General features: G+C 58.7%; 19 protein-coding genes. 5 read left to right on the forward strand and 14 right to left on the reverse strand.

What is annotated here, in order from left to right; genetic code table 11:
* The first annotated feature begins 1 nt into the window (after nucleotide 1).
* Both AC27VJ_RS03135 and AC27VJ_RS03140 read left to right on the forward strand, forming a co-directional pair.
* Nucleotides 2-760 carry a crotonase/enoyl-CoA hydratase family protein gene (locus AC27VJ_RS03135; RefSeq protein ID WP_488682760.1) on the forward strand — a complete coding sequence of 253 codons (759 nt, stop codon included), beginning with the start codon at nucleotides 2-4 and terminating at the stop codon, nucleotides 758-760.
* A 96-nt stretch (nucleotides 761-856) separates the two neighbouring features.
* Nucleotides 857-1,174 (forward strand): hypothetical protein, encoded by a 318-nt coding sequence (locus tag AC27VJ_RS03140; RefSeq protein WP_488682761.1) that lies wholly within the window; start codon nucleotides 857-859, stop codon nucleotides 1,172-1,174.
* Between the two features lie 15 nt (nucleotides 1,175-1,189).
* Here AC27VJ_RS03140 and AC27VJ_RS03145 read toward each other — a convergent pair whose 3' ends face one another.
* Complete coding sequence (locus AC27VJ_RS03145) at nucleotides 1,190-2,440, reverse strand: class I SAM-dependent RNA methyltransferase (RefSeq protein WP_488682762.1); 1,251 nt, start codon at nucleotides 2,438-2,440, stop codon at nucleotides 1,190-1,192.
* Nucleotides 2,437-3,189, reverse strand: a complete 753-nt coding sequence (locus tag AC27VJ_RS03150; protein ID WP_488682763.1) for a TlyA family RNA methyltransferase — start codon at nucleotides 3,187-3,189, stop codon at nucleotides 2,437-2,439. Before AC27VJ_RS03150 ends, AC27VJ_RS03145 begins: the two co-directional genes overlap by 4 nt.
* A 265-nt stretch (nucleotides 3,190-3,454) precedes the next feature.
* Here AC27VJ_RS03150 and AC27VJ_RS03155 point away from each other — a divergent pair, with 265 nt between their 5' ends.
* On the forward strand, nucleotides 3,455-5,473 hold the full coding sequence (locus tag AC27VJ_RS03155) for a methyl-accepting chemotaxis protein (RefSeq protein WP_488682764.1): 2,019 nt from the start codon (nucleotides 3,455-3,457) through the stop codon (nucleotides 5,471-5,473).
* Nucleotides 5,474-5,553: 80 nt separating this feature from the next.
* On the opposite strand, the gene dxs is transcribed toward AC27VJ_RS03155, so the two are convergent.
* From dxs to AC27VJ_RS03190, 7 genes are all read right to left on the reverse strand, one after another.
* Nucleotides 5,554-7,464 carry a 1-deoxy-D-xylulose-5-phosphate synthase gene (dxs, locus tag AC27VJ_RS03160; protein ID WP_488682765.1) on the reverse strand — a complete coding sequence of 637 codons (1,911 nt, stop codon included), beginning with the start codon at nucleotides 7,462-7,464 and terminating at the stop codon, nucleotides 5,554-5,556.
* Nucleotides 7,465-7,564: 100 nt separating this feature from the next.
* The gene (locus tag AC27VJ_RS03165) at nucleotides 7,565-8,488 is read right to left on the reverse strand and encodes a pirin family protein (protein WP_488682766.1); all 924 of its coding nucleotides are present in this window, start codon (nucleotides 8,486-8,488) and stop codon (nucleotides 7,565-7,567) included.
* A gap of 262 nt (nucleotides 8,489-8,750) precedes the next feature.
* Nucleotides 8,751-9,005: an exodeoxyribonuclease VII small subunit gene (locus tag AC27VJ_RS03170; protein ID WP_042618153.1), complete on the reverse strand. Its 255-nt coding sequence runs from the start codon at nucleotides 9,003-9,005 to the stop codon at nucleotides 8,751-8,753.
* 2 nt (nucleotides 9,006-9,007) lie between these two features.
* Nucleotides 9,008-9,943 carry a histone deacetylase family protein gene (locus AC27VJ_RS03175; protein WP_488682767.1) on the reverse strand — a complete coding sequence of 312 codons (936 nt, stop codon included), beginning with the start codon at nucleotides 9,941-9,943 and terminating at the stop codon, nucleotides 9,008-9,010.
* A gap of 34 nt (nucleotides 9,944-9,977) precedes the next feature.
* Nucleotides 9,978-10,541 (reverse strand): biotin transporter BioY, encoded by a 564-nt coding sequence (locus AC27VJ_RS03180; protein WP_488682768.1) that lies wholly within the window; start codon nucleotides 10,539-10,541, stop codon nucleotides 9,978-9,980.
* A gap of 19 nt (nucleotides 10,542-10,560) precedes the next feature.
* Nucleotides 10,561-11,181, reverse strand: a complete 621-nt coding sequence (locus AC27VJ_RS03185; RefSeq protein ID WP_488682769.1) for a CbiQ family ECF transporter T component — start codon at nucleotides 11,179-11,181, stop codon at nucleotides 10,561-10,563.
* Nucleotides 11,178-11,858 (reverse strand): energy-coupling factor ABC transporter ATP-binding protein, encoded by a 681-nt coding sequence (locus tag AC27VJ_RS03190; protein ID WP_488682770.1) that lies wholly within the window; start codon nucleotides 11,856-11,858, stop codon nucleotides 11,178-11,180. The genes AC27VJ_RS03185 and AC27VJ_RS03190 overlap by 4 nt, the downstream gene beginning before the upstream one ends.
* Before the next feature lie 113 nt (nucleotides 11,859-11,971).
* Between AC27VJ_RS03190 and AC27VJ_RS03195 the strand changes: the two genes are divergently transcribed.
* The gene (locus AC27VJ_RS03195) at nucleotides 11,972-13,162 is read left to right on the forward strand and encodes a winged helix-turn-helix domain-containing protein (protein WP_488682771.1); all 1,191 of its coding nucleotides are present in this window, start codon (nucleotides 11,972-11,974) and stop codon (nucleotides 13,160-13,162) included.
* Between the two features lie 163 nt (nucleotides 13,163-13,325).
* On the opposite strand, the gene ribB is transcribed toward AC27VJ_RS03195, so the two are convergent.
* The 3 genes from ribB to AC27VJ_RS03210 all read right to left on the reverse strand — a co-directional run bounded on the left by ribB (nucleotide 13,326) and on the right by AC27VJ_RS03210 (nucleotide 18,770).
* Entirely contained in the window at nucleotides 13,326-14,426 is a 1,101-nt protein-coding gene (gene ribB / locus AC27VJ_RS03200; protein ID WP_113088657.1) for a 3,4-dihydroxy-2-butanone-4-phosphate synthase, read from the reverse strand.
* Between the two features lie 14 nt (nucleotides 14,427-14,440).
* Complete coding sequence (gene aroC, locus AC27VJ_RS03205; RefSeq protein WP_488682773.1) at nucleotides 14,441-15,538, reverse strand: chorismate synthase; 1,098 nt, start codon at nucleotides 15,536-15,538, stop codon at nucleotides 14,441-14,443.
* Between the two features lie 139 nt (nucleotides 15,539-15,677).
* Nucleotides 15,678-18,770, reverse strand: a complete 3,093-nt coding sequence (locus AC27VJ_RS03210) for a bifunctional diguanylate cyclase/phosphodiesterase (protein WP_488682774.1) — start codon at nucleotides 18,768-18,770, stop codon at nucleotides 15,678-15,680.
* 352 nt (nucleotides 18,771-19,122) lie between these two features.
* Between AC27VJ_RS03210 and AC27VJ_RS03215 the strand changes: the two genes are divergently transcribed.
* Nucleotides 19,123-19,383 carry a DUF1344 domain-containing protein gene (locus AC27VJ_RS03215; RefSeq protein ID WP_113088760.1) on the forward strand — a complete coding sequence of 87 codons (261 nt, stop codon included), beginning with the start codon at nucleotides 19,123-19,125 and terminating at the stop codon, nucleotides 19,381-19,383.
* Between the two features lie 6 nt (nucleotides 19,384-19,389).
* Here the strand turns inward: AC27VJ_RS03215 and AC27VJ_RS03220 are convergent, their stop codons facing one another.
* On the reverse strand, nucleotides 19,390-19,998 hold the full coding sequence (locus AC27VJ_RS03220; RefSeq protein ID WP_488682775.1) for a histidine phosphatase family protein: 609 nt from the start codon (nucleotides 19,996-19,998) through the stop codon (nucleotides 19,390-19,392).
* 72 nt (nucleotides 19,999-20,070) lie between these two features.
* On the reverse strand, nucleotides 20,071-20,889 hold the full coding sequence (gene fabI, locus AC27VJ_RS03225; RefSeq protein ID WP_113088654.1) for an enoyl-ACP reductase FabI: 819 nt from the start codon (nucleotides 20,887-20,889) through the stop codon (nucleotides 20,071-20,073).
* Nucleotides 20,890-20,999 lie beyond the last annotated feature (110 nt).

Here is a 20,999-nt window from a genome sequence, read left to right on the forward strand (position 1 = left end):
CATGTCTGCCGACCATATTCTTGTCGAACGTCCTGCAACCGCACCCGGCGTGATGGTCATCCGCTTCAACCGCCCGGACAAGAAGAACGCCATCACGGATGCGATGTATCGCAGCATGATCGAGGCCTTGGAGGCGGCAGATGCCGATGCGGACATCCGTGCCATCGCTTTCCTCGGCTCGGAGGGCTGCTTTACAGCGGGCAACGACATGGCTGATTTCATGGCCTTTGCCATGTCCGGCGGCAAGGGTCGGCTGGCAGCGGGGGATTTCCTGCATGCGCTGGTCAGCGTCGGCAAACCTATCGTCTCCGGCGTCGATGGGCTGGCCATCGGCATCGGCACGACGCTCAATCTGCATTGCGACCTGACCGTTGCTTCCAGTCGCAGCCTGTTCAAGACGCCGTTCGTCGATCTTGCGTTGGTGCCGGAAGCGGCGTCCAGCCTGCTCGTACCGCGCATCATGGGCCATCAACGTGCCTTTGCGCTGCTGGCGGCGGGCGAAGGCTTTTCGGCAGATGAGGCATTGCAGGCCGGTTTGATCTGGAAAGTCGTGTCGGAAGCTGAGGTCGAAGTGGAAACTTTGAAGATCGCCGCAAAGCTTGCCGCAAAACCACCGCAGGCACTGAAGATCGCTCGTGATCTGCTGCGCGGCGATGGCGCGGAGGTGCGGGCAAGGATCGATGCGGAAATCGTGCATTTTGCGGCGCAATTGCAGAGCGCCGAAGCCAGAGCGGCGTTCGAGGCATTCATGCGTCGTTAAGCGTGGCTGGTGAAAATTGGCATCTCTTATGGAATTGCAAAACAAGGCTGTTTAGTCTTTGCGCAACAACGCCCGCCTTTCAAGAAAGCCGCCACCATGCGCAATATCGTTTTCGCAACGCTCGCCCTCGTCTCACTTTCCAGCCTCGCGGAAGCGGCCAGCTTTCAGCCGCCGCTGATGTCGCAGCCAGCGCAGAGCGATGTCATTCAGGTGCAGAATTTTAACAGCCAGGCCGGGCAATCCAACCGCAACAACAATGACCGCCGCCGTCCGCGCTTCGTTTGCGTGATCACACCGCCCGATAGCGCCAATCGTTCCCGCCCCTACGTTTGCCCCATTCAGCAGGGCCGCGTCGGCGGTCGCTGCCGTTGTGATGGCGTGGTGGGGAATGGCAATATCGATACAGCTTGGTGATGAGGGAAAAGTAGCTTACTTCTCCAGCGTCGCAACCGCTTCCACATGCGGCGACCACAGGAACTGGTCGATAGGCGTTACCTTGGTCAGGCGGTAGCCACCCTCGACCAGAATGGCCAGATCGCGGGCCAGCGATAGCGGGTTGCAACTGACGGCAACGATCTTCTTGACGCTACTCTTCGCCAGTTCCTTGCATTGGGCTTCGGCCCCCGCGCGCGGCGGATCGAAAACCACGGCGTCGTAGTTCTTCAGTTCCTTGGTGGTCAGCGCATGGCGAAACAGGTCACGCTTTTCAATCGTTACGGGCTTCAGGCCTTGCGTATTGCGTGCTGCGAGATCCAGCGCCTTCAGCGCCTTGTCTTCTGTTTCCACCGCATGCACCTTGCCAAGACGGGCAAGCCGCAGCGCGAATGTGCCGGAGCCGCAGAAAAGGTCGGCGATGCGCTTGGATTTGCCGACATGCGCCAGCACCAGTTCCGCCATCGCATCTTCTGCTTGCTTGGTGGCCTGCGCAAAGCCGCCAGACGGTGGCGAAATCATAACGCCGTCGAAATCGATCATCGGCTTTTGCGGTTCGATCAGGATTTCACCAGCAATCGAAACGCGCGCAATGCCGCGTGTGGCCAGCGTTATTTCCGTTGCCGTTCTGCGCTGCTTGTCGTTTGGCGCCTTGATGCCTTCAAAGGAAATATCGAGCCCGGTCCGCGTTTCCATAACGGTGATGCGGAACGGCTCCGCGCTTGACGCTAGCGGCAGACCAATGGCCCGGATGGTGTCTAGACGCGAGATGATACCATTCGACGCGATGGGGCATTCTTCGATGGCAACGATGTGATGGCTGCCTGCCTGGCTGAAACCCAGAAGCAGACCTTTTTCCGTTTTGCGGGCGGTAAAGACGACGCGGCGTCTCTCGCCCGGACGACAGTGCACCAGCGCATCGACTTCGGCCTCTAGCCCCTTGGACTTCAGCGCGGCAACCACAAGGCTGCGCTTGAAGACATGGTAGGGCTCATCGGCCATATGCTGCAACGAACAGCCGCCACAGGTGCCGTTCTTGCCATCTGGTCCAAAGTGACGGCAGGCAGGCTCACGCCGTTCCGGGGCGGCCTCGGCAATGGACATGACCATGCCCTGGTCCTTGACGCGGGCAATGGCTACCGTTTCACCCGGCAATGCAAAGGGCACGTAGACCGTGCCATCGGGACAGTGCGCGATACCATCGCCCTGCGCGCCCAGACTTTGTATCTTCACAGTCTGTGTGCTCATGGCTTTTTGCCTCCGAGAAGGAATTCGACATTGCCATCACCGCCTGCAATGGGTGACGGGATAAGGCCAAGACTGACCCAGCCCATGTCCTCCACCAGCCAGCGCTCAAGCTCTGCGGCAACATCGGGCGCGGTTTCCGGCTCCTTCAAAAGACCCGCCTTGCTGATCGCATCACGACCGGCCTCGAATTGCGGCTTCACCAGCAACACGGCAAGCGCGCCGGGCTCTGCCAGTTCAAGGGCAGGGGCGAGCGCCAGCTTCAGCGAGATGAAGGACACGTCCGACACGATGAAGCTGATCGGTCGATTGTCGATATCGTCGCGGGTCAGAAAACGGGCGTTGAAACCTTCGATGCTGGTCACGCGCCGGTCGTTTTCGATACGCGGATGAATCTGGCCGTGGCCGACATCGATGGAGGTCACGTGGGACGCGCCGCGTTTCAGCAGAACTTCCGTGAAGCCGCCCGTGGACGCGCCGACGTCAAGACATTCGAGATTACGGGGCTCCAGCTGGAAATGGTCGAGCGCGGCGACCAGTTTCAAGGCCGCGCGCGAGACATAATCCTGCGCGGGATCGCTGACTTCGAAGACGACATTTCCGGGAAATGTCAGGCTGGGCTTGGTGACGATCTTGCCGTTGACGCGCACTGTACCGCGCTCCACTGCATCGCGTGCGCGGGAGCGGCTGGCAAACAGGCCGCGGGATACCAGAAGCTGGTCCAGCCGGTGATTTTCAGATGAATTAGACATGGCCGTGTCAATGACTGTCAAATGCCCGCAAGGCAAGCATTTTATGCGTGTGAGCCCTGAGACAAAGGGCAGACTGCCATGTGAATATGCAGCATCCATAACTGATGTCCGCAAGTTTAAGCGAAAATAAACGGCTTTATTGCAGTCTAGGGCTAAGCTGAGTTGATCTCATCACGTCTGCCATGAAGGCGGCCTCCAGAAAAAATACAGTTCCCCATAGGCTGATTTGAAACAGCCTCACCGAAGCGTGTCGAAAGAGCACTCGATGTCTTTGAAAAATCTACCCATTAACCTCAAGCTGGTCGCCACTTTCATTGCACTGATGGGTGTCTGCCTTGTGGCCTCCGCGTTCGTCTTCCTGCAAACGATCGATGCCAAGCGCATCTCCGACCAGCAGACCAACACCGGCAAGATCATGTCGAGCATCGATGACGCAAAAGCTGCCATGCTGGAGCAGGCTGTCAATCAGCGTGGCTATCTGCTGTTTCGCAGCGACAGCACCTATAATGACGTGTTTGCTCAGCGCGATTTGATGTTGAAGAAGCTGGATGAGGCACGCGGCTATGCCGCTGGTCAGCCGGAAATCCTGAAATCCATCGATGACATGCAGGCAACCGCCACCGTGTTCTACACGCAGCTTGCCGAGCCGCAGATGGCCGCGCGCAAGACCACGGAAGCACCGATTTCCGAAGTCATCGAGATTGGCCGCAATCAGGCAAAAGGTCAGCTGGATGGTTTCCGTGCCGCTGCCGCTAAGATCAAGGAGCAGCTGTCGGTTGCTTCGACAAGCCAGATCGCCGCGCAGTCCAGTGCACACAGCAATCTCGAACTCGCGCTCCTGGGTGGCGGTGCTGCCGCGGGCGTCGTCGCCGTGCTGCTCATCTGGGCCCTGTCGCGCGCCATCGTTTCCCCAATCGTCGGTATGACGAATGCCATGAGCCGCCTGGCCGATGGTGATACGTCCGTGGAAGTCCCCGCACTCGACCGCGGCGATGAAGTCGGCAAGATGGCCAAGGCCGTGCTGGTCTTCAAGGAAGCCGGTATTGAAAAATCCCGCCTGTCCGATGAAAGCGACCGTCTGCGCACTTCAACGGAAGCCGACCGCCGCCGCAACGAAGCCGACAAGGCCCGCGCCGAAGCCGAACAGATGTTTGCTCGCGAAGAGCTTGCCAAAGGTCTGCAGGCGCTGGCCGATGGCAATCTGGTCTACCGCATCGAAACGCCATTCGTAGAATTCATCGAGCCGCTACGTCTCAACTTCAACAGCTCTCTGGAGAAGCTTCAGGAAGCGCTGCGCAACGTTGGCGAAAATGCTTCGGCCATCAATGCCGGTGCATCTGAAATGCTGGCATCGGCAGATGATCTCTCCCGCCGTACCGAGCAGCAGGCAGCCTCCATCGAAGAAACCGCAGCTGCGCTGGAAGAAGTCACCACCACCGTGCGTGACAGCGCCCGTGGTGCGGAAGAGGCGAGCGCACTGGTTCAGCGCGCACGGGCAGGGGCTGAAAACTCCGGCACCGTCGTTCGCAAGGCCGTGGCCGCCATGCAGGAAATCGAAAAATCCTCAGGCGAGATCACCAACATCATCGGTGTTATCGACGACATCGCCTTCCAGACCAACCTTCTGGCGCTGAACGCCGGTGTGGAAGCGGCGCGTGCCGGTGAAGCAGGCAAGGGCTTCGCGGTCGTGGCGCAGGAAGTGCGTGAACTCGCACAGCGTTCTGCCAATGCCGCCAAGGAAATCAAGGCCCTGATTGGTGCGTCCAGCCAGCAGGTCGAAAACGGCGTGAACCTCGTCGGCGAAACCGGCAAGGCTTTGCAGGCGATCATTTCCGAAGTCGAGGAAATCAACTCTCACGTCAGCACCATCGTCACCGCTGCCCGCGAACAGGCAACCGGCCTTCAGGAAATCAACACCGCCGTCAACACGATGGATCAGGGCACGCAGCAAAACGCCGCCATGGTGGAACAGCAGACCGCTGCAAGCCATGCTCTGGCCCGCGAAGCCGAAGCCCTGAACGGACTGATCGGCCAGTTCAATCTCGGTGGCGGCGTGCGTGGCACGACGGTCTTCGCACCATCGGCTGCACCACGCTCGTCTTCTGCACCGGCACCGAAGCCAGCCTTCTCGGTAAAGCCACGCCCTGCTGCCAAGATTGCCCAGCCAACCGCCCGTCCGGTTTCTTCGCCCGCTCGCGCTCTCGGACAGAGCCTTGCCAAGGCCTTCGCGCCACAGGCAGATACGGCGGCCAAGCCATCCGCACAGGATTGGGAAGAGTTCTGAGAAGAACAAACCTCTGAAACACAAAACCCGCCGGAGCAATCCGGCGGGTTTTGTTTATGGGGATATCGTTGTCAGCTTGATCAGACGGCGTAACCGACGCCTGCCTGCTTCTGGCCCAGAGCATTGAACACGGTGGAGACGATGCCAGCGCGGTCCAGCCCTGCATTGGCATACATGATTTCCGGCTTGGCCTGCTCGACCCATTGATCGGGAAGCGTCAATGTGCGGACCTTGAGGCCCGTATCCAGAAGACCGGCGCTGGCCATGAAATGCAGCACATGTGCGCCGAAGCCGCCCGCCGAACCTTCTTCAATGGTAATGAGAACTTCATGGTGGCTGGCGAGCTGGCGAATGAGATCGAGGTCCAGCGGCTTGGCAAAGCGCGCATCCGCCACGGTCGTGGAAAGGCCAGCGGCATCCAGATCTTCCGCCGCCGCCAGGCATTCCGCAAGACGCGTGCCGAAGGAAAGCAGCGCGATCTTCGTGCCTTCCTTGACAATGCGGCCCTTGCCGATTTCCAGAATTTCACCACGCACAGGCATCTCTATGCCAACGCCTTCGCCGCGCGGATAGCGGAAGGAAATCGGGCCTTCGTCATAGGCAGCAGCCGTGCGCACCATATGTTTCAGTTCCGCCTCATCCGAAGCCGCCATCACCACCATGCCAGGGAGGGTGGCGAGGAAGGTCGTATCGAACGAACCGGAATGGGTGGGGCCGTCAGCCCCGACGAAACCGGCGCGGTCTATCGGGAAGCGGACGGGAAGCCCTTGGATGGCCACGTCATGCACCAGCTGGTCGTAACCGCGTTGCAAGAAGGTGGAATAGAGGGCGCAGAACGGCTTATAGCCATCCGCAGCAAGGCCCGCCGCAAAGGTCACCGCATGTTGCTCGGCAATGCCGACATCGAAGCTGCGTGTTGGGAAGAGTTCGGCCAGCTTGTCCAGACCGGTGCCGTTCGGCATGGCGGCGCTGACGCCGACGATCTTGTCGTCCAGCGTGGCTTCCTGGATCAGCGCTTCGGCAAAGACGCTAGTATAGCTCGGTGCATTCGGCTTGGCCTTGGCCTGCGCGCCGGTAATGACATCGAATTTGTTGACGCCGTGATACTTGTCGGCAGCAGCTTCGGCAGGCGCGTAACCTTTGCCCTTCTGCGTTACGACATGGATCAGCACTGGGCCCTTCTGGTTGTCGCGGACGTTGCGCAAAACGGGCAGCAGATGTTCGAAGGAATGACCATCGATGGGGCCGATGTGGTAGAAACCAAGCTCTTCGAACAGCGTGCCGCCGGTGACATATCCACGCGCATGGGTCACGGCGCGGGTAATGGCGCGGTCGATGGTCTTGCCGAGATAGGCCGTCAGTTTCTTGCCGAAATCGCGGAAGCCCATATAGGTGCGGCCAGACGCCAGACGCGCCAGATAGGCGCTCATGGCACCCGTCGGCGGGGCAATCGACATGTCGTTATCATTGAGAATGACGATCAAGCGCGCATCCAGCGCACCGGCATTGTTCAGCGCTTCGAATGCCATGCCTGCCGACATGGAGCCATCGCCAATGACGGAGATGACCTTGCGGTTGCTGCCATCCAGCTCAGCCGCCACGGCCATGCCGAGACCGGCGGAAATGGAGGTTGAGGAATGGCCAGCGCCGAAATCGTCATATTCACTTTCCGCACGGCGGGTGAAGCCGGAAAGGCCGCCTTCCTGCCGCAGGGTGCGGATGCGATCACGACGACCGGTCAGAATCTTGTGAGGGTAACATTGGTGACCGACATCGAAGATCAGCCGATCCTCGGGCGTGTTGAACACCTTGTGAATGGCAATGGTCAGTTCGACGACGCCCAGCCCTGCACCCAGATGCCCGCCTGTCGTTGAGACGGCATCGATCATCTCATCGCGCAATTCCCTAGCCAGTTGTGGCAGGTCGCGATCTTCGATGGACTTGAGATCGGATGGGAATTTCACCCGGTCAAGCAATGGTGTCTCTGGCATTCCGGTCAATCGTTCGGCCTTCGTATCTGGTGTTCGATCTGCCGCTTCCAGATGGTGTGCATTCTGGTCTCCGACAAGACTAAAATCGTTTTAACGAATTTCAACCCTGCGGCAAAGGGACAAACTCTTCCTCATCCCCCGGTACGATGTCGAAGCGCCCGGTTCTCCACTCTTCCTTGGCTTTTTCTATGCGTTCTTTTGATGACGAAACGAAATTCCACCAGATATATCGCCTGGAATTCAGCGCCGCGCCGCCAAAAATCATGATGTGGCAACCAGCAATGCCGCCTTTCAGTGTAATGTCATCGCCCGCGCGAAACACGATTAGCTGATCTGCCGCAAACACATCTCCGGCCACTTCCAGGCAGCCAGAGAGAATATAGATCGCCCGCTCCTCATGATCGGCAGGGAAGGGGAATTTCACACCAGCCTCCAGCGTCAGATCGACATAGAGCGTATCGGTAAAGGTTTTGACCGGCGACGACGACCCAGCAAAGGAGCCGATGACGACGCGGCCCGATGCCCCTTTCGTGTCGATGACAGGCATGGCTTCGCGCCCGGTGTGGGAAAAATCCGGCGCGATCTCTTCCTTGTTGTCGGGCAGGGCAAGCCATGTTTGCAGCCCGGACATGGAGAGCGGATGGCCACGCAGATTTTCCGGTGTCCGCTCCGAATGCACGATACCGCGCCCCGCCGTCATCAGGTTGATGTCGCCCGGACGAATGGTGAGTTCGGTACCGAGACTGTCTCGATGCTTGATCTCGCCATCGAACAGATAGGTGACGGTGGAGAGCCCGATATGTGGATGCGGCTTCACATCAAGCGCTTCCCCCGCTTTGAGAATGGCCGGACCCATGCGGTCGAAAAAGATGAAGGGACCAACCAGCCTGCGCTCCCGCGTCGGCAGGGCGCGCCGCACGGCAAAGCCACCAATATCGCTGGAACGCGGAATGATCAGGTTTTCGATGGCATCGCAGGCAAAGGCATCACCTGCTGCGGGGTCATTTCCGGGAAAAAACGACATGGCAAATCTCCTGCGTGACTGGCGGATAGATTACCATGATTTGGGACGTTGGTTGAGGGTCTGATGCTGAACGCTGTGTTCTTATGTCGCGGGAGGGTGGGCGACGTATGTTGACGACGTTCCCTCTCTCTCTCCGCCGTCATGCTCGGGCTTGTCCCGGGCATCTAACGAACCCCAACGTTAAACGTGGTTAGACCCTCGGGACAAGCCCGAGGGTGACGGATATGTATGTGGGTGCCGCTCTGAGTAAAAACCTCAGCGCTTATTCGCCGTCCAGCGGCTCTACGCCAACCGGCTTACCCGCACGGTCCAGACGAATTTTCTCGATGCGCTTTTCAGCAGCCGTCAGCAGGGTTTCGCAATGTTTCTTCAGGGCTTCGCCGCGCTCGTAAATGGCGATGGATTCGTCCAGCGCCACATCGCCGCGTTCCAGACGGGCGACAATGCTTTCCAGCTCGGCGACAGCCTTTTCGAAAGAATAACCGCTGACATCGGCTGTGTTGGCATTTTCCGTCATGTTCAACCCTTCATCATTCTCAAAATATGCATGGCTGCCGATTCCGCCAGCCCTTCCAGATCATAACCGCCTTCAAGCAGGCTGACGACCCGGTTGGCGGCAAATTTGTCGGCCATGTCAAGAATTCGGCCCGTTGCCCAGTCGAAATCGTCCCCCACCAGATTGATCTGTGCCAAGGGATCGCGGTGATGCGCATCGAAACCCGCCGAGATGATGATGAGATCGGGCGAGAAATCGGCAAGCGCTGGCAGCACGCGGGATTTGAACGCCTCGCGAAAATGGTCGCTGCCGGTGTTGGGTGACAGCGGTGCGTTCACCACGTTGTTCTTGATGCCGGTTTCTTTTTTATCGCCGCTCCATGGGTAAAGCGGCATCTGGTGCGTGGAGCAGAACAGAACCGAGGTGTCGTTCCAGAAAATGTCCTGCGTGCCATTGCCGTGGTGCACGTCCCAATCGACGATGGCGACGCGTTCCGCACCATGGACCTTCTGCGCATGGCGGGCGGCGATGGCGGCATTGTTGAACAGGCAAAAGCCCATGGCTTTTTCGGTTTCGGCGTGATGTCCGGGCGGACGGCTGGCCACGAAGACATTGTCGGCGGCACCGCTGAACACATCATCCACCGCCGCCATGGCGGCACCGATGCCGGTGAGCGCCGCTTGCAGGCTTTTGGGCGAGGCATAGGTATCGGCCTCGATGCGGTTGATCTCGCCATCCTCTTCCGGGATTTGCCGCATGATCGAGATCAGATGGCTCTCGGGGTGGGCAAGTAACACGGCATCTTCATTCGCCTGCGGTGCTTCTTTCCGCTCCAGCCGCTCGAAATTCGGATGCTCCAGCGCAATGTTGAGCGAACGCAGCCGATCGGGCCGCTCCGGGTGGCCCGCAGGTGTAATGTGTTCCAGGAATATCGGGTGCTCGTAAAGCCGTGTGGCCATGGCGGTGACTCCTGAACGTGGGCAGTTGGAAGACTTATGCGCGTTGCGGCAGCAGCGGATACCCGGCCATCACGGCGCGGCCAGCGAGAGCTGCGAGAACGGCCTTGAGAACATCGCCAGGAATGAAGGCCATGGAGCCGACAAAGGCCTTCTGAAAACCGATGCCCGCTGCAAAGCCGAGATAGGTGATGCCGAACGCATACAGCACGATGACGCCACCGGCGACGCTGGCCAGAAAGAAGCCAACACCCTGCACGATTGCAGACTGATCCCGATTGACCAGACGCTCGGACAGATAACCGGTGGTGAAGACAGCAGCGATCCAGCCGATCAGAAAGCCGGTTGTCGGCGTGTAGAAGATCGAAAGCCCACCGCGACCGCCAGACAGAACCGGCAGGCCAATGGCGGCGATGAGAATGGTGAGCAGAACGGCCAGCGTGCCGCGCTTCGCCCCCAGTACCACACCAGCCAGCATGACGCCAAGCGACTGCGCGGTAATGGGCACGGGAATGAAGCCAAGCGGAAGCGGCGGCAACAGGCCAAGCGCGATGATGATGGCTGAAAACAGCGAGATCAGAACGAGGTCACGGGTTTTCATTCTCAAGAGGCTCCCATCTCTAAATATCAGGAGACGAGGTTTGGCCTCTGAAACCGCGCGCGTCAATGGCATCCGCAATCGCATCGGCATCCTTCAACGTCATAATGATGAGCGGAACAAGGATCGTATGCAGCCTCACCTTCATTCCGCGCGCACGGTGAGCATCGCGCAGCGTCTCGTAGCGATTGATGACTTCAGGCACGAAACGCACGACAAGCCCAACTGCCAGACCCACATCGGCAGCCTTGGCAAGGCCCAGTCTTTCCAGCGGACGCAGGGCAAAGGTGATTTCATCCATGAACTGCGAAATGCTGACACTCGCTGTAATCGCCGTCGCCAAAAGCGTCAGGGCAGTCAGCCGCAAGAGGGCCACCATCGCATCCAGCGCGGAAATCAGCAGGAAGCTGAAAACGGCGATGATGGCGATGGTCAGCAGAACGGGCCGCGCCCGTGCCACGGTTTCTCGAAACCCCAAATGCGCCTGCCACAGCACCAACCCTGCAATCAAAACGGCAGCGAAGAGGAGGAGGGGATCACGCGTGAGAAACAGGGCGATGCTGAACAGCGCAAGGCCCGCCAGCTTGATGCGTGGCGAGAGGCTGTAAAGCCACCCTGCGCCTTCGACATGGAGGCTTTTCATGTCAGTGCCACTTCGCGGTAAAGCCGGATGGCGTCAGCAGGAGATGCATCGGTATGAAGCCTGTTTTGATGAAACAGCAAAACGCGGTCGAAACTCTCCAGCAGCGGCAGATCGTGGGTAATGACGATCAAATCCTGCTCCAGCCCCGCCATGGTCCGCTCCACCAAGGCGCGGTTCTTGAGGTCGAGCTGGTTGGTCGGCTCGTCCATGATGAGGATTTTTGGGTTCGTGATGGTCAGCGCTGCCAAGGCCGAAAGCTGCAATTCGCCGCCGGAAAGCTCGTGCGCGCGCCGTTTGGCCAGATGCTGGATATCGAAGCGCTGCAAGGTCGCATCCACCGCCGCATCGATGGCGGCCTTGTCCAGCCCCTTGTTTTTCAGGCCAAAGGCGACGTCGTCTCTGATAATGGGCAGGATGATCTGGTTTTGCGGGTTCTGGAAGATGAAGCCGACATCCTTCAAGACATCGGACGCATCCTTGATAGTATCCAGCCCGTTGACGCTGACATGGCCGCTGGTCGGTTTCGTCAGACCATTGATCATCCGTGCAAACGTCGTCTTGCCGGAACCGTTAAGGCCGATGATGCCGATGCGCCGCTCGGTGAGGGCAAGCGTCAAGGGCTCGACCGCCGCTCTGCCTTCAAAGGCCACACCCGCATCGTGAAAACGAATATCCAACTGCCAGTCCCCAAAATGCTGTCGACGTTTCTATAAACGTTGGAGACACCAAACAAAACAAGGAACAAAAAAAGAACATTGATTTTTCAGCTGCGCAACCATAGGCTTTTGCCATGGCGATTCTGATTTCAAGCGAAGCAGCACGACGTATCTTTCTGGCGCGACAGGGGCTGTCCGGATCGCCCAGCCGCGCCATGGGCAAGGCCGATCTGTTGAAGCTGATCACCGATATCGGCTTCGTGCAGGTGGACAGTATCGCTACGGTGGAGCGGGCGCATCACCAGATCATCTTTTCCCGCAACCAGACCTACAAGCGCCATCACCTGACGGAACTGCTGGAAAAAGATCGCGCGCTGTTCGAACACTGGACGCATGACGCCTCCATTCTGCCCGCGAGCTTCTACCCCTATTGGAAACACCGCTTCCGCCGCCGCGAACCGATCATTCAGGAGCGCTGGCGCAACTGGCACGGGGAGGGCTTCGATTCTGCCTTCGAGGAAACCTATCGCCGCATTGCCGAAAACGGCCCCACCATGTCGCGCGATATGAAGGCGGAGGGGCACCAATCCGGCGGTTGGTGGAACTGGCATCCGTCGAAGACGGCGCTCGAATATCTCTGGCACACCGGCAAGCTGGCGGTGGCAGGGCGCGTCAACTTCCAGAAGGTTTATGATCTGGCGGAACGGGTGATCCCATCCGAGCATCACGACCTGGATGTGCATCATGACGACTTCGTAGACTGGGCCTGCCGTGAAGCGCTAACGAGGCTTGGCTTTGCAACATCAGGCGAAATCTCCGCCTTCTTCGACATCGTCACGCCGCAGGAAGCCAAGCAGTGGGTAACAGATCACCGCGATGAACTCTGCGAAGTCTCGCTCGCTTCTTCCGATGGTGCAAAGGAGCGTATTTCCTACGCCTTCGAAGGCTTCACAGGCGAGGCGGAAGCCAACATCGAGCCGCCTAATCGCATCCGCGTGCTCAGCCCCTTCGATCCGCTGCTGCGCAACCGCGCCCGCACCGAGAGGCTATTCGGCTTCTATTACCGCATCGAAGTCTTCGTGCCGGAGCCGAAGCGGCAATACGGCTATTATGTCTTCCCGCTTCTGGAAGGGGACAGGCTGATCGGTCGCATCGACATGAAGGCGGAGCGTAAAGGTGGGGCGCTGGATGTAAAGCGCCTGTGGCTCGAAAAGGGCGTGCGTCCGTCTTCGGGCCGGTTGGCGAAGCTGGATGCGGAACTGAACCGGCTGGCGAAGTTTACCGGTGTTGAGAGTGTGCGGTATCTGGATGGCTGGTTGGGGTGAATTGCCGATGTTGCGCCACGGTCTTCCTCATTCCTGTGCTTGTCACAGGAATCCAGCCGACGCGCGTCTGCGCGGCGGAAAGACGCCTTTCAGTCCGAGGACTCGGGCTGGCTGGATTCCTGTCACAAGGACAGGAATGAGGGGCCAGGGGGATACTCTAAACTCACCCAATATCCGTCGAGCTGATCTTGATGCCAAAACCCTCTAGCCCGACATAGTGTCGCTCGCGTGAGGTGAGCAGCTTGATGGAGCTAATGCCAAGCTCTTTCAGGATTTGTGCGCCGAGACCGATTTCCAGCCATTCGTCGTCGCGGGTGCGGGCCTGTTCGTGGGCTTCATCCGGGTCGCGGGATTTGCGGCGTCCGGCGACTTGTCCCACGCCGACCGAGCCTTCACGCAGATAGATGATAACGCCACGGCCTTCGGCTGCGATCTTTTCCATGTAATGCTGCACGGGCTGTTTTTTGCCGAAAATATCGTCAGCCACGTTTTCCGGGTGAAGGCGCACGGGAATATCGACGCCATCGCGAATATCGCCGAAGATCACGGCCATATGCTGCATCGGGTCCCAGGGCAGGGAATAGGTCTGGGCTTTGGCGGGGCCGAACGGCGTGTCGAGGGTGAATTCCGATTCTTTTTCGACCAGCGTTTCCTTGCGCTGGCGATAGGCGATGAGATCGGCAACAGACACCTGCTTCATGCCATGCGTTTCGGCAAAGGCGGAGACCTGCGGCCCGCGCATGACGGTGCCGTCATCATTGACGAGTTCGCTGATGACGCCGATGAGCGGCAGGCCTGCGAGTTTGCAAAGATCGACTGCCGCTTCCGTATGGCCGGAGCGCATGAGAACGCCGCCTTCGCGCGATACCAGCGGAAAGATATGGCCGGGGCGGGTAAAATCGGCAGCACCCGCATTGGGGTTGGCCAGGTTGCGAACCGTCACATTGCGGTCGCTGGCGGAAATGCCCGTCGTGGTGCCGTGCTTGAAATCTACCGAAACAGTGAAAGCGGTCGTATGCGCGCTGTCGTTTTCCGCGACCATGGCGTTGAGGTTGAGGCGTTTCGCCTCTTCCCGCGGCATGGGGGCGCAGACGATGCCGGAAGTGTGGCGCACGATGAAGGCCATCTTTTCCGGCGTGCAATGCACGGCGGCAACGATGAGATCGCCTTCGTTTTCGCGGTCGTCGTCATCCATGACAACAACGATCTCGCCTGCCTCGAAGGCGCGGATAGCTTCAACGACACGCTTTTGATCGTAGGTCATGGTGGTTCGCGTTCCTATTTCAGGCGGCCGGTCTGGCCACGGTCTCTCAGGTAATGATCGGCAACCGTGCAGGCCACCATGGCTTCGCCAATCGGCACGGCGCGAATGCCGACGCAGGGATCATGACGGCCCTTGGTGCGCACATCGACATTGTTGCCATCGGCATCGATGGATTGACGCTCGGTCAGAATAGAGGAGGTCGGCTTGATGGCGAAGCGCGCAACGACAGGCTGACCGGTGGCGATGCCGCCCAGAATGCCGCCTGCATGGTTGGACAGGAAAAGCGGCTTGCCGTCATTGCCCATGCGCATTTCGTCGGCATTTTCCTCGCCGGTCAGTTCCGCAGCGGCGAAACCTTCACCGATTTCCACGCCCTTGACGGCATTGATGGACATGAGGTTGGAGGCGATATCCTGATCGAGCTTTGCATAGATCGGCGCACCGATACCGGCGGGAACGCCGTCAGCCACGACTTCGACCACCGCACCGATGGAGGAACCGGCCTTGCGGATGCCATCCAGATATTCTTCCCACACAGGCACCATTTCGGCATCCGGGCAGAAGAAGGGATTCTGGTCCACCTGGTTCCAGTCCCAGTTGTCGCGATTGATCTTGTGCTTGCCGATCTGCACCAGCGCACCGCGCACGTCGAGGCTGGGCACCACCTTGCGGGCCAGCGCACCGGCAGCCACACGTGCAGCGGTTTCCCGCGCAGATGAGCGACCGCCGCCGCGATAATCGCGAATGCCGTATTTCAGATCATAGGTAAAGTCGGCATGGCCGGGGCGGAAACTTCTGGCGATCTCACCGTAATCCTTGGAGCGCTGGTCGGTGTTTTCGATCATCATCGACACCGGCGTTCCGGTCGTGATCATCGTCTCGCCGTCTGCATCCATCATCACGCCGGAGAGAACCTTGACGATATCGTCTTCCCGACGCTGGGTCACGAAACGGCTCTGGCCGGGCTTGCGCTTGTCCATCCACGCCTGCACCTCGGAAAGCGTGAAGCGGATGCCCGGAGGGCAGCCATCGATGACGCAGCCAAGTGCCGGGCCGTGGCTTTCGCCCCAGGTGGAAACGCGGAAGAGATAACCGAATGTATTATGCGACATATGATCAGACCGAGACAGCGGCATTCCGCTGGCGGAACGCATTTCTAAAAAGAGGCGGGTTTTTCATAGTGCAAAAGGCACGGAAGGCAAAAGCCTTTCTTTTGCCAAATCGGTTCCCTCCGCGGCGTGCCTCCCGGCGTCAGGACACCTTGCGCCATTGTTCGCCGGTTGCGAAAGCCGAGAAATCTTCCGGCGGCAGCGGTTTGGCGAAGGCGTAACCCTGAACCATGTCGCAGCCCAGTTGCCGCAGCAGCAGCGCATGGTCCTGCGTTTCCACGCCCTCGGCAATGGTTTCCACACCCAGCGAATGGGCGATGTCGATGATGGAGCGTACCAGCGACCGTTCCTGCGGAGAGGTGAGAATGGGCATGACCAGCTGCCGGTCTATCTTCAGCCGCTTGGGCTTAAGCCGCAGAAGGCTGATGATGGAGGTGTGGCCCGTGCCGAAATCATCGATTTCGATGTCGATACCCAGCGCCTTGATCCGCTCAATATTGCTGGCGGCAACATCCTCGTTCTCATCAAGGAAGATCGATTCCACCAGCTCGAAGGTTATTTCGCCCGGCCGGATGGAAAGTTCCTTGAGGCTATCGATGAGGTGATCGTCATGCAGGCGGCGCACGGAGACGTTGACGGAGACGCGCGGCACATGAATGCCCTTGATGCGCCAGATTTCCTTATCTTGCAGCGCCTGTTGCAGAACGACCTGATCGATCGTCGAGACGACGTTGATTTCCTCGGCAATCTTCAGGAACTTATCCGGGGTCAGAATGCCTCTGACAGGATGGCGCCAGCGAACCAGTGCTTCGACGCCGGTCAGGGCATGCGTGTTGGCGCAGAATTGCGGCTGGTACCAGGCTTCAAATTCCCCTCTTTCCAGCCCGGTCAGGATCTCGTCAGCCGTCCGCTTGTGGTTGACGATTTCGGCCTGAAGGTTCTGGGTGAAGAATTCGTAACGGTTTCGCCCCGTTGCCTTGGCGCGGTAAAGCGCAAGGTCGGCATTGATCAGGGTGCGGCGGGCGTCTGTGGAACTGGTCTCACCGAAGGCGATGCCGATGGACACGCCGCAGCGGCAGGTGAAACCATCGAAATCGAAGGGCTTGCTGAGCGCGGCAATGATCTTCGCGGCAACCGCCTTGATGTTGTCCTTGTCATGCAGCTGGCGCATGAGAATAACGAATTCGTCGCCGCCGATGCGGGCGACCACATCGGTCTCGCGTACATTGGCGGTCAGTATCTTCGCTGCGTGAACAAGCACCGCATCGCCAGCTGCATGGCCCAGCGTATCGTTGATCTGCTTGAAGCGGTCGAGATCGAGATGCAGGATCGCAAAGCGCTTCCGCTCCAGAGGGAAGGGTGACGACAGGGCGTCCAGCTCGTGGTCCAGCTTGCGGCGGTTGGCGAGGCCTGTGAGGGGATCGTGCAGCGCATTGTGCTCGATACGGGTTTTGGCCTGCTCCAGCTCGGCGTTCTTGGCCTCCGCCTCGTTCTTGGCATTTTTCAGCTGTTCCGACAGCAGGACATCCGCCGTAACATCGAAGGCGATGCCGACGATCTTCTTGTGGCCATGGCGGTTGACGTGAAGACGACCAACGGCTTTGACATAGTGCAGACTACCATCGGGTAGGATCACGCGCTGCGTCGAAGCCCGGTAGGGATCGTCTTCGCTTCGCGAGCCATCGCCAAAGGCGTTCTCCAACTCGTCCGGGTGCAGGCAACGGAGGAAGTCTTCCCGCGTCACATGCCGCTCCGGCTGCGGCGGCAGGCCGTATAGCTCGCACATACGCTCGTTCCAGATCGCGTGCGAATAGTCATGCGTCGCTTCCCAGATGCCGCAGTTGTAGGATTCGAGCGCAAGTCGCAGGCGACCGGACAGTTCTTCTAGCTCGTGCTCACGGCTGGAAAGCTCGTGCAGCGCAAGTTCAAGCTCGGCATTCTTGATGTCGGTGGTGTCCTTTGCCTCACGCAGCTTGTGCGCCATCAGCATATCGGAGGTAACATCCCAGAGAATGCCGGTGGTCTGGTGCGATCCATCCGGCTTGATATAGCTCGAACCGGCAGAGCGCAGATAGCGCACGGTGCCATCAGCCACGGGAACGCGGTAAACCTCGGAAGATGTCTGTTGGCCGGAGGAGCAGTTGAAGAAGAAACGCGCCGCTTTCGACCGATCCTCAACAACCAGCGCCGTCAGCCATTCCGTCAGCAGCAGGCGCTGTTCCAGCATCGGAAATCCGTGCAGGCTTGCGGCCCGGTCATCCAGATAACAGCGCGACGTATCGTTTTCGATTTCCCAAATGCCGATATTGGAGGAATCCATCGCCAGCTTGAAGCGCTGGGAAAGCTCCAGCAGCCGGGTTTCGCGCAGGCGAAGCGTCTGGATATTGCGGTTGCGCTCGGACAACAACAGCGCAGCAACAATGATCGGCAGCAGCATGGAAATCGCCGCAATGGCCAGCGTGGTGCGCAGCGACCGGTAATATGGCTTGACCGCATCCCATCCGGACGCGGGTGTTGCGCGGATTTCCCAGCTCGAGCCCGGCAAATTCACGGACCGGACGACGGGGTCTTCGTGAAGCGGCTCAAGAACCTTGCTTACGATTTCATTGGTGACGGTGTCCCTGATTTCGAAGCGGATGTCGCGCGATGTTTCATCCAGCGGGGCCTGCGTGTCGTAACCGATGGAGTGGAGAAGCTTGCGGCGATCGACGACGGCCAGAACCAGATCGTCCTTCGAGGCGTTGCCCGCACTTGCCGGCGGCATGGTGACGATGACCATGATAGTGCCGCCTTCGGCAGCTTCGAAGACCTGCGTTTCCGGCAGGCGATCTTTCTCAGGCATGGCGGCCAGTTTCGCCAGCCGGTCGCTCAGCATCGCGCTGATCTGGTCGGCGGGGAAATCAGTGGGCGTTTCGGAAGCGTAGAGCTTTTGCAGCTGGAAATCGCGCGCAAAGCCCAAGGCAATGAAATGATAGGAATGCTGGAGCTGATAGTCGGCAATCTTGTCCAGTTCCGGCGAAGGATTGCTTGCAGATAATCTTGCGTAATGCCCAAACGACGTCAGCGTCGCGACATCCGTCTTCAGCCGCATCACCAGACTGTCATGCAGCATATCCAGCGCATAACGGGCGTGCATTTCCAGATCTTCGCGAATGGACGCGGCGCTCCGGTGGTCGATAAGGTTGAACGCACTCATCACAATACCGGCCATGGCCAAAGCCATGAGGGCTGCCATGATCCGTTTTTTTATGACTTCATTAAGGCGTTTCCCAATATTGGCCCAAACATTCACGCTGCATTATCCTTTGGAGGCACGTATTCCGCCTCTGCTATACAGCGTAAAACACAATATATTCTGAATCACTTGGTGTAACTTTGTGTATCTGTTATCGCTAAATTAACAATTATGGAACAAGTGGACACACGCGTCCTTCGCGCCGACGCCTTGCCTAAAGGCTTGATTAAAGGTTAAATTCCATTCATCAATTGGACTGAAAATGTCATGCTTGCGGGCGAATTCCGCCACATTCGGGAGGCAAATCTTGTCGCAGACGAAGTTTTTCAGCAGCCTTAAGAAAGCTATAGCGATGCGTTTCATGATTGCCGCACTTATGGCCACAGCAAGTCTGTTTGCACCCTTCAATGCGTTCTCGCAAAGCGTGGATGTTGAATCGACCATCAGCAAGGTCGATGTAAAGGGCCTCACCATCACGCTTGCCGATGGCAAGAGCTACAAAGTGCCGGAAGAGTTCAATTTCGATGGTTTGCAGGCCGGTGTGAAGGTCGTCGTGTTCTACACCGAAGTCGATGGCAAGCGCGTCGTGGACGACCTCGAAGTCGTCCAGTAAGTCGCCTTACGCTTCAATCGGCGCATCGATCCATTCGGCGATCCGCTTGTCCGTTTCCACGCGCAATATCCGGTCCTGCGGAATAGGAATTTCCGCAGCCTCATCCTTGTCCATGCCAGAGACGAGGCGGAACATGGAGCGAATGACGCCGCCGTGGCAGACACAGACCGTCCGGCGCTCCACCGAAGACAGCCACGCGCCGATCCGCCATGACAGGATTTCGTAGCTTTCCGCATCTTCGCCCGGTGGAATGAAGTCCCACTTGGCGGCCTTGCGGGCTCTTACTTTTTCAGGATGGGCAATTTTCAGTTCGGGAAGCGTGTGGCCTTCCCAATCCCCGAAGGAGACTTCGACAAGCCGCTCATCGGTGCGGTAGGCCTGCGGGTCTAGCCCCATGGCTCTTCGCACCAGTTCCATCGTCTCGCGCGTGCGACCAAGCGGGCTGGCGACATAGTCGAAATCCTCGGCAGTGTTTCCGAGAACGCGGGAGAGCGTCTTGCCGTTTTCGACCGCCTGTGAGCGACCGAAATCATTGAGGGGAATATCTTTTTGGCCTTGCAGCCTGCGGATCGCATTCCAGTCTGTTTGTCCGTGACGGATAACATAGACCAGCAAAGCGGCACTCCTGTCTTACTCTGTCATTCAAGGACGTTGCGCCGCGCTGGAAAATCCGGCGGCGCAATCGCTTTAGTCCTTTACGACAGAGATGTCGGGTGCGTCTACCGCTTTCATGCCGATTGTGTGGTAACCGGAATCCACATGGTGAACTTCACCCGTGACGCCGGTGGACAGATCAGACAGGAGATAGAGCGCCGACTTGCCGACTTCCTCGATGGAAACCGTGCGCTTCAGCGGTGCGTTATATTCGTTCCACTTCAGAATATAGCGGAAATCACCAATGCCGGAGGCAGCGAGCGTCTTGATCGGGCCAGCCGAAACGGCGTTGACGCGAATGCCGCGACCGCCGAGATCGACCGCGAGATAGCGAACGCTGGCTTCGAGAGCAGCCTTGGCAACGCCCATGACGTTGTAGTTCGGCATGACTTTTTCAGCGCCGTAATAGGTCAGCGTCAGCAGCGAACCGCCATCATTCATGATCGGGTCGGCGCGCTTGGCAACGGCTGCCAGCGAATAGACCGAGATGTCCATGGTGCGGTTGAAGTTATCGCGGCTGGTGTCGAGGTAACGGCCCGTCAATTCATCCTTGTCGGAGAAGGCGATGGCGTGAACGACGAAATCGATCTTGCCCCAATGGGCTTCGAGATTGGAAAAAACGGCATCGATGGTTTCAAGATCGGTCACATCGCAGTGTCCGGCCATAAACGCGCCCAGTTCCTGCGCCAGTGGTTCAACGCGCTTCTTCAGCGCATCGCCCTGCCAGGTGAAAGCCAGCTCCGCGCCGGCATCAGCGCATGCCTTGGCAATGCCCCAGGCGATGGAACGATTGTTTGCGACGCCCATGATGAGGCCGCGCTTGCCAGCCATGAGGCCGGATGTCTGAGCCATTGGATGCTCCCTATACTTAAATCGAACTTGCCTATGGCATAGGCCGAACGCCGGTTCAAGCAGGGCTCAGATCATCTCATGTGACGGAATGCAATAAAGGCGCGTTGTTC

This window comes from Agrobacterium sp. 20P9.1.2, assembly GCF_057799395.1.

Excerpts from the sequence above, each read along its gene's own strand:
- AC27VJ_RS03135 (WP_488682760.1), top strand. The coding sequence starts at position 2 with ATGTCTGCCGACCATATTCTTGTCGAACGTCCTGCAACCGCACCCGGC.
- AC27VJ_RS03140 (WP_488682761.1), top strand. The coding sequence starts at position 857 with ATGCGCAATATCGTTTTCGCAACGCTCGCCCTCGTCTCACTTTCCAGC.
- AC27VJ_RS03145 (WP_488682762.1), bottom strand. The coding sequence starts at position 2,440 with ATGAGCACACAGACTGTGAAGATACAAAGTCTGGGCGCGCAGGGCGAT.
- AC27VJ_RS03150 (WP_488682763.1), bottom strand. The coding sequence starts at position 3,189 with ATGTCTAATTCATCTGAAAATCACCGGCTGGACCAGCTTCTGGTATCC.
- AC27VJ_RS03155 (WP_488682764.1), top strand. The coding sequence starts at position 3,455 with ATGTCTTTGAAAAATCTACCCATTAACCTCAAGCTGGTCGCCACTTTC.
- dxs (WP_488682765.1), bottom strand. The coding sequence starts at position 7,464 with ATGCCAGAGACACCATTGCTTGACCGGGTGAAATTCCCATCCGATCTC.
- AC27VJ_RS03165 (WP_488682766.1), bottom strand. The coding sequence starts at position 8,488 with ATGTCGTTTTTTCCCGGAAATGACCCCGCAGCAGGTGATGCCTTTGCC.
- AC27VJ_RS03170 (WP_042618153.1), bottom strand. The coding sequence starts at position 9,005 with ATGACGGAAAATGCCAACACAGCCGATGTCAGCGGTTATTCTTTCGAA.
- AC27VJ_RS03175 (WP_488682767.1), bottom strand. The coding sequence starts at position 9,943 with ATGGCCACACGGCTTTACGAGCACCCGATATTCCTGGAACACATTACA.
- AC27VJ_RS03180 (WP_488682768.1), bottom strand. The coding sequence starts at position 10,541 with ATGAAAACCCGTGACCTCGTTCTGATCTCGCTGTTTTCAGCCATCATC.
- AC27VJ_RS03185 (WP_488682769.1), bottom strand. The coding sequence starts at position 11,181 with ATGAAAAGCCTCCATGTCGAAGGCGCAGGGTGGCTTTACAGCCTCTCG.
- AC27VJ_RS03195 (WP_488682771.1), top strand. The coding sequence starts at position 11,972 with ATGGCGATTCTGATTTCAAGCGAAGCAGCACGACGTATCTTTCTGGCG.
- ribB (WP_113088657.1), bottom strand. The coding sequence starts at position 14,426 with ATGACCTACGATCAAAAGCGTGTCGTTGAAGCTATCCGCGCCTTCGAG.
- aroC (WP_488682773.1), bottom strand. The coding sequence starts at position 15,538 with ATGTCGCATAATACATTCGGTTATCTCTTCCGCGTTTCCACCTGGGGC.
- AC27VJ_RS03210 (WP_488682774.1), bottom strand. The coding sequence starts at position 18,770 with ATGGCAGCCCTCATGGCTTTGGCCATGGCCGGTATTGTGATGAGTGCG.
- AC27VJ_RS03215 (WP_113088760.1), top strand. The coding sequence starts at position 19,123 with ATGCGTTTCATGATTGCCGCACTTATGGCCACAGCAAGTCTGTTTGCA.
- fabI (WP_113088654.1), bottom strand. The coding sequence starts at position 20,889 with ATGGCTCAGACATCCGGCCTCATGGCTGGCAAGCGCGGCCTCATCATG.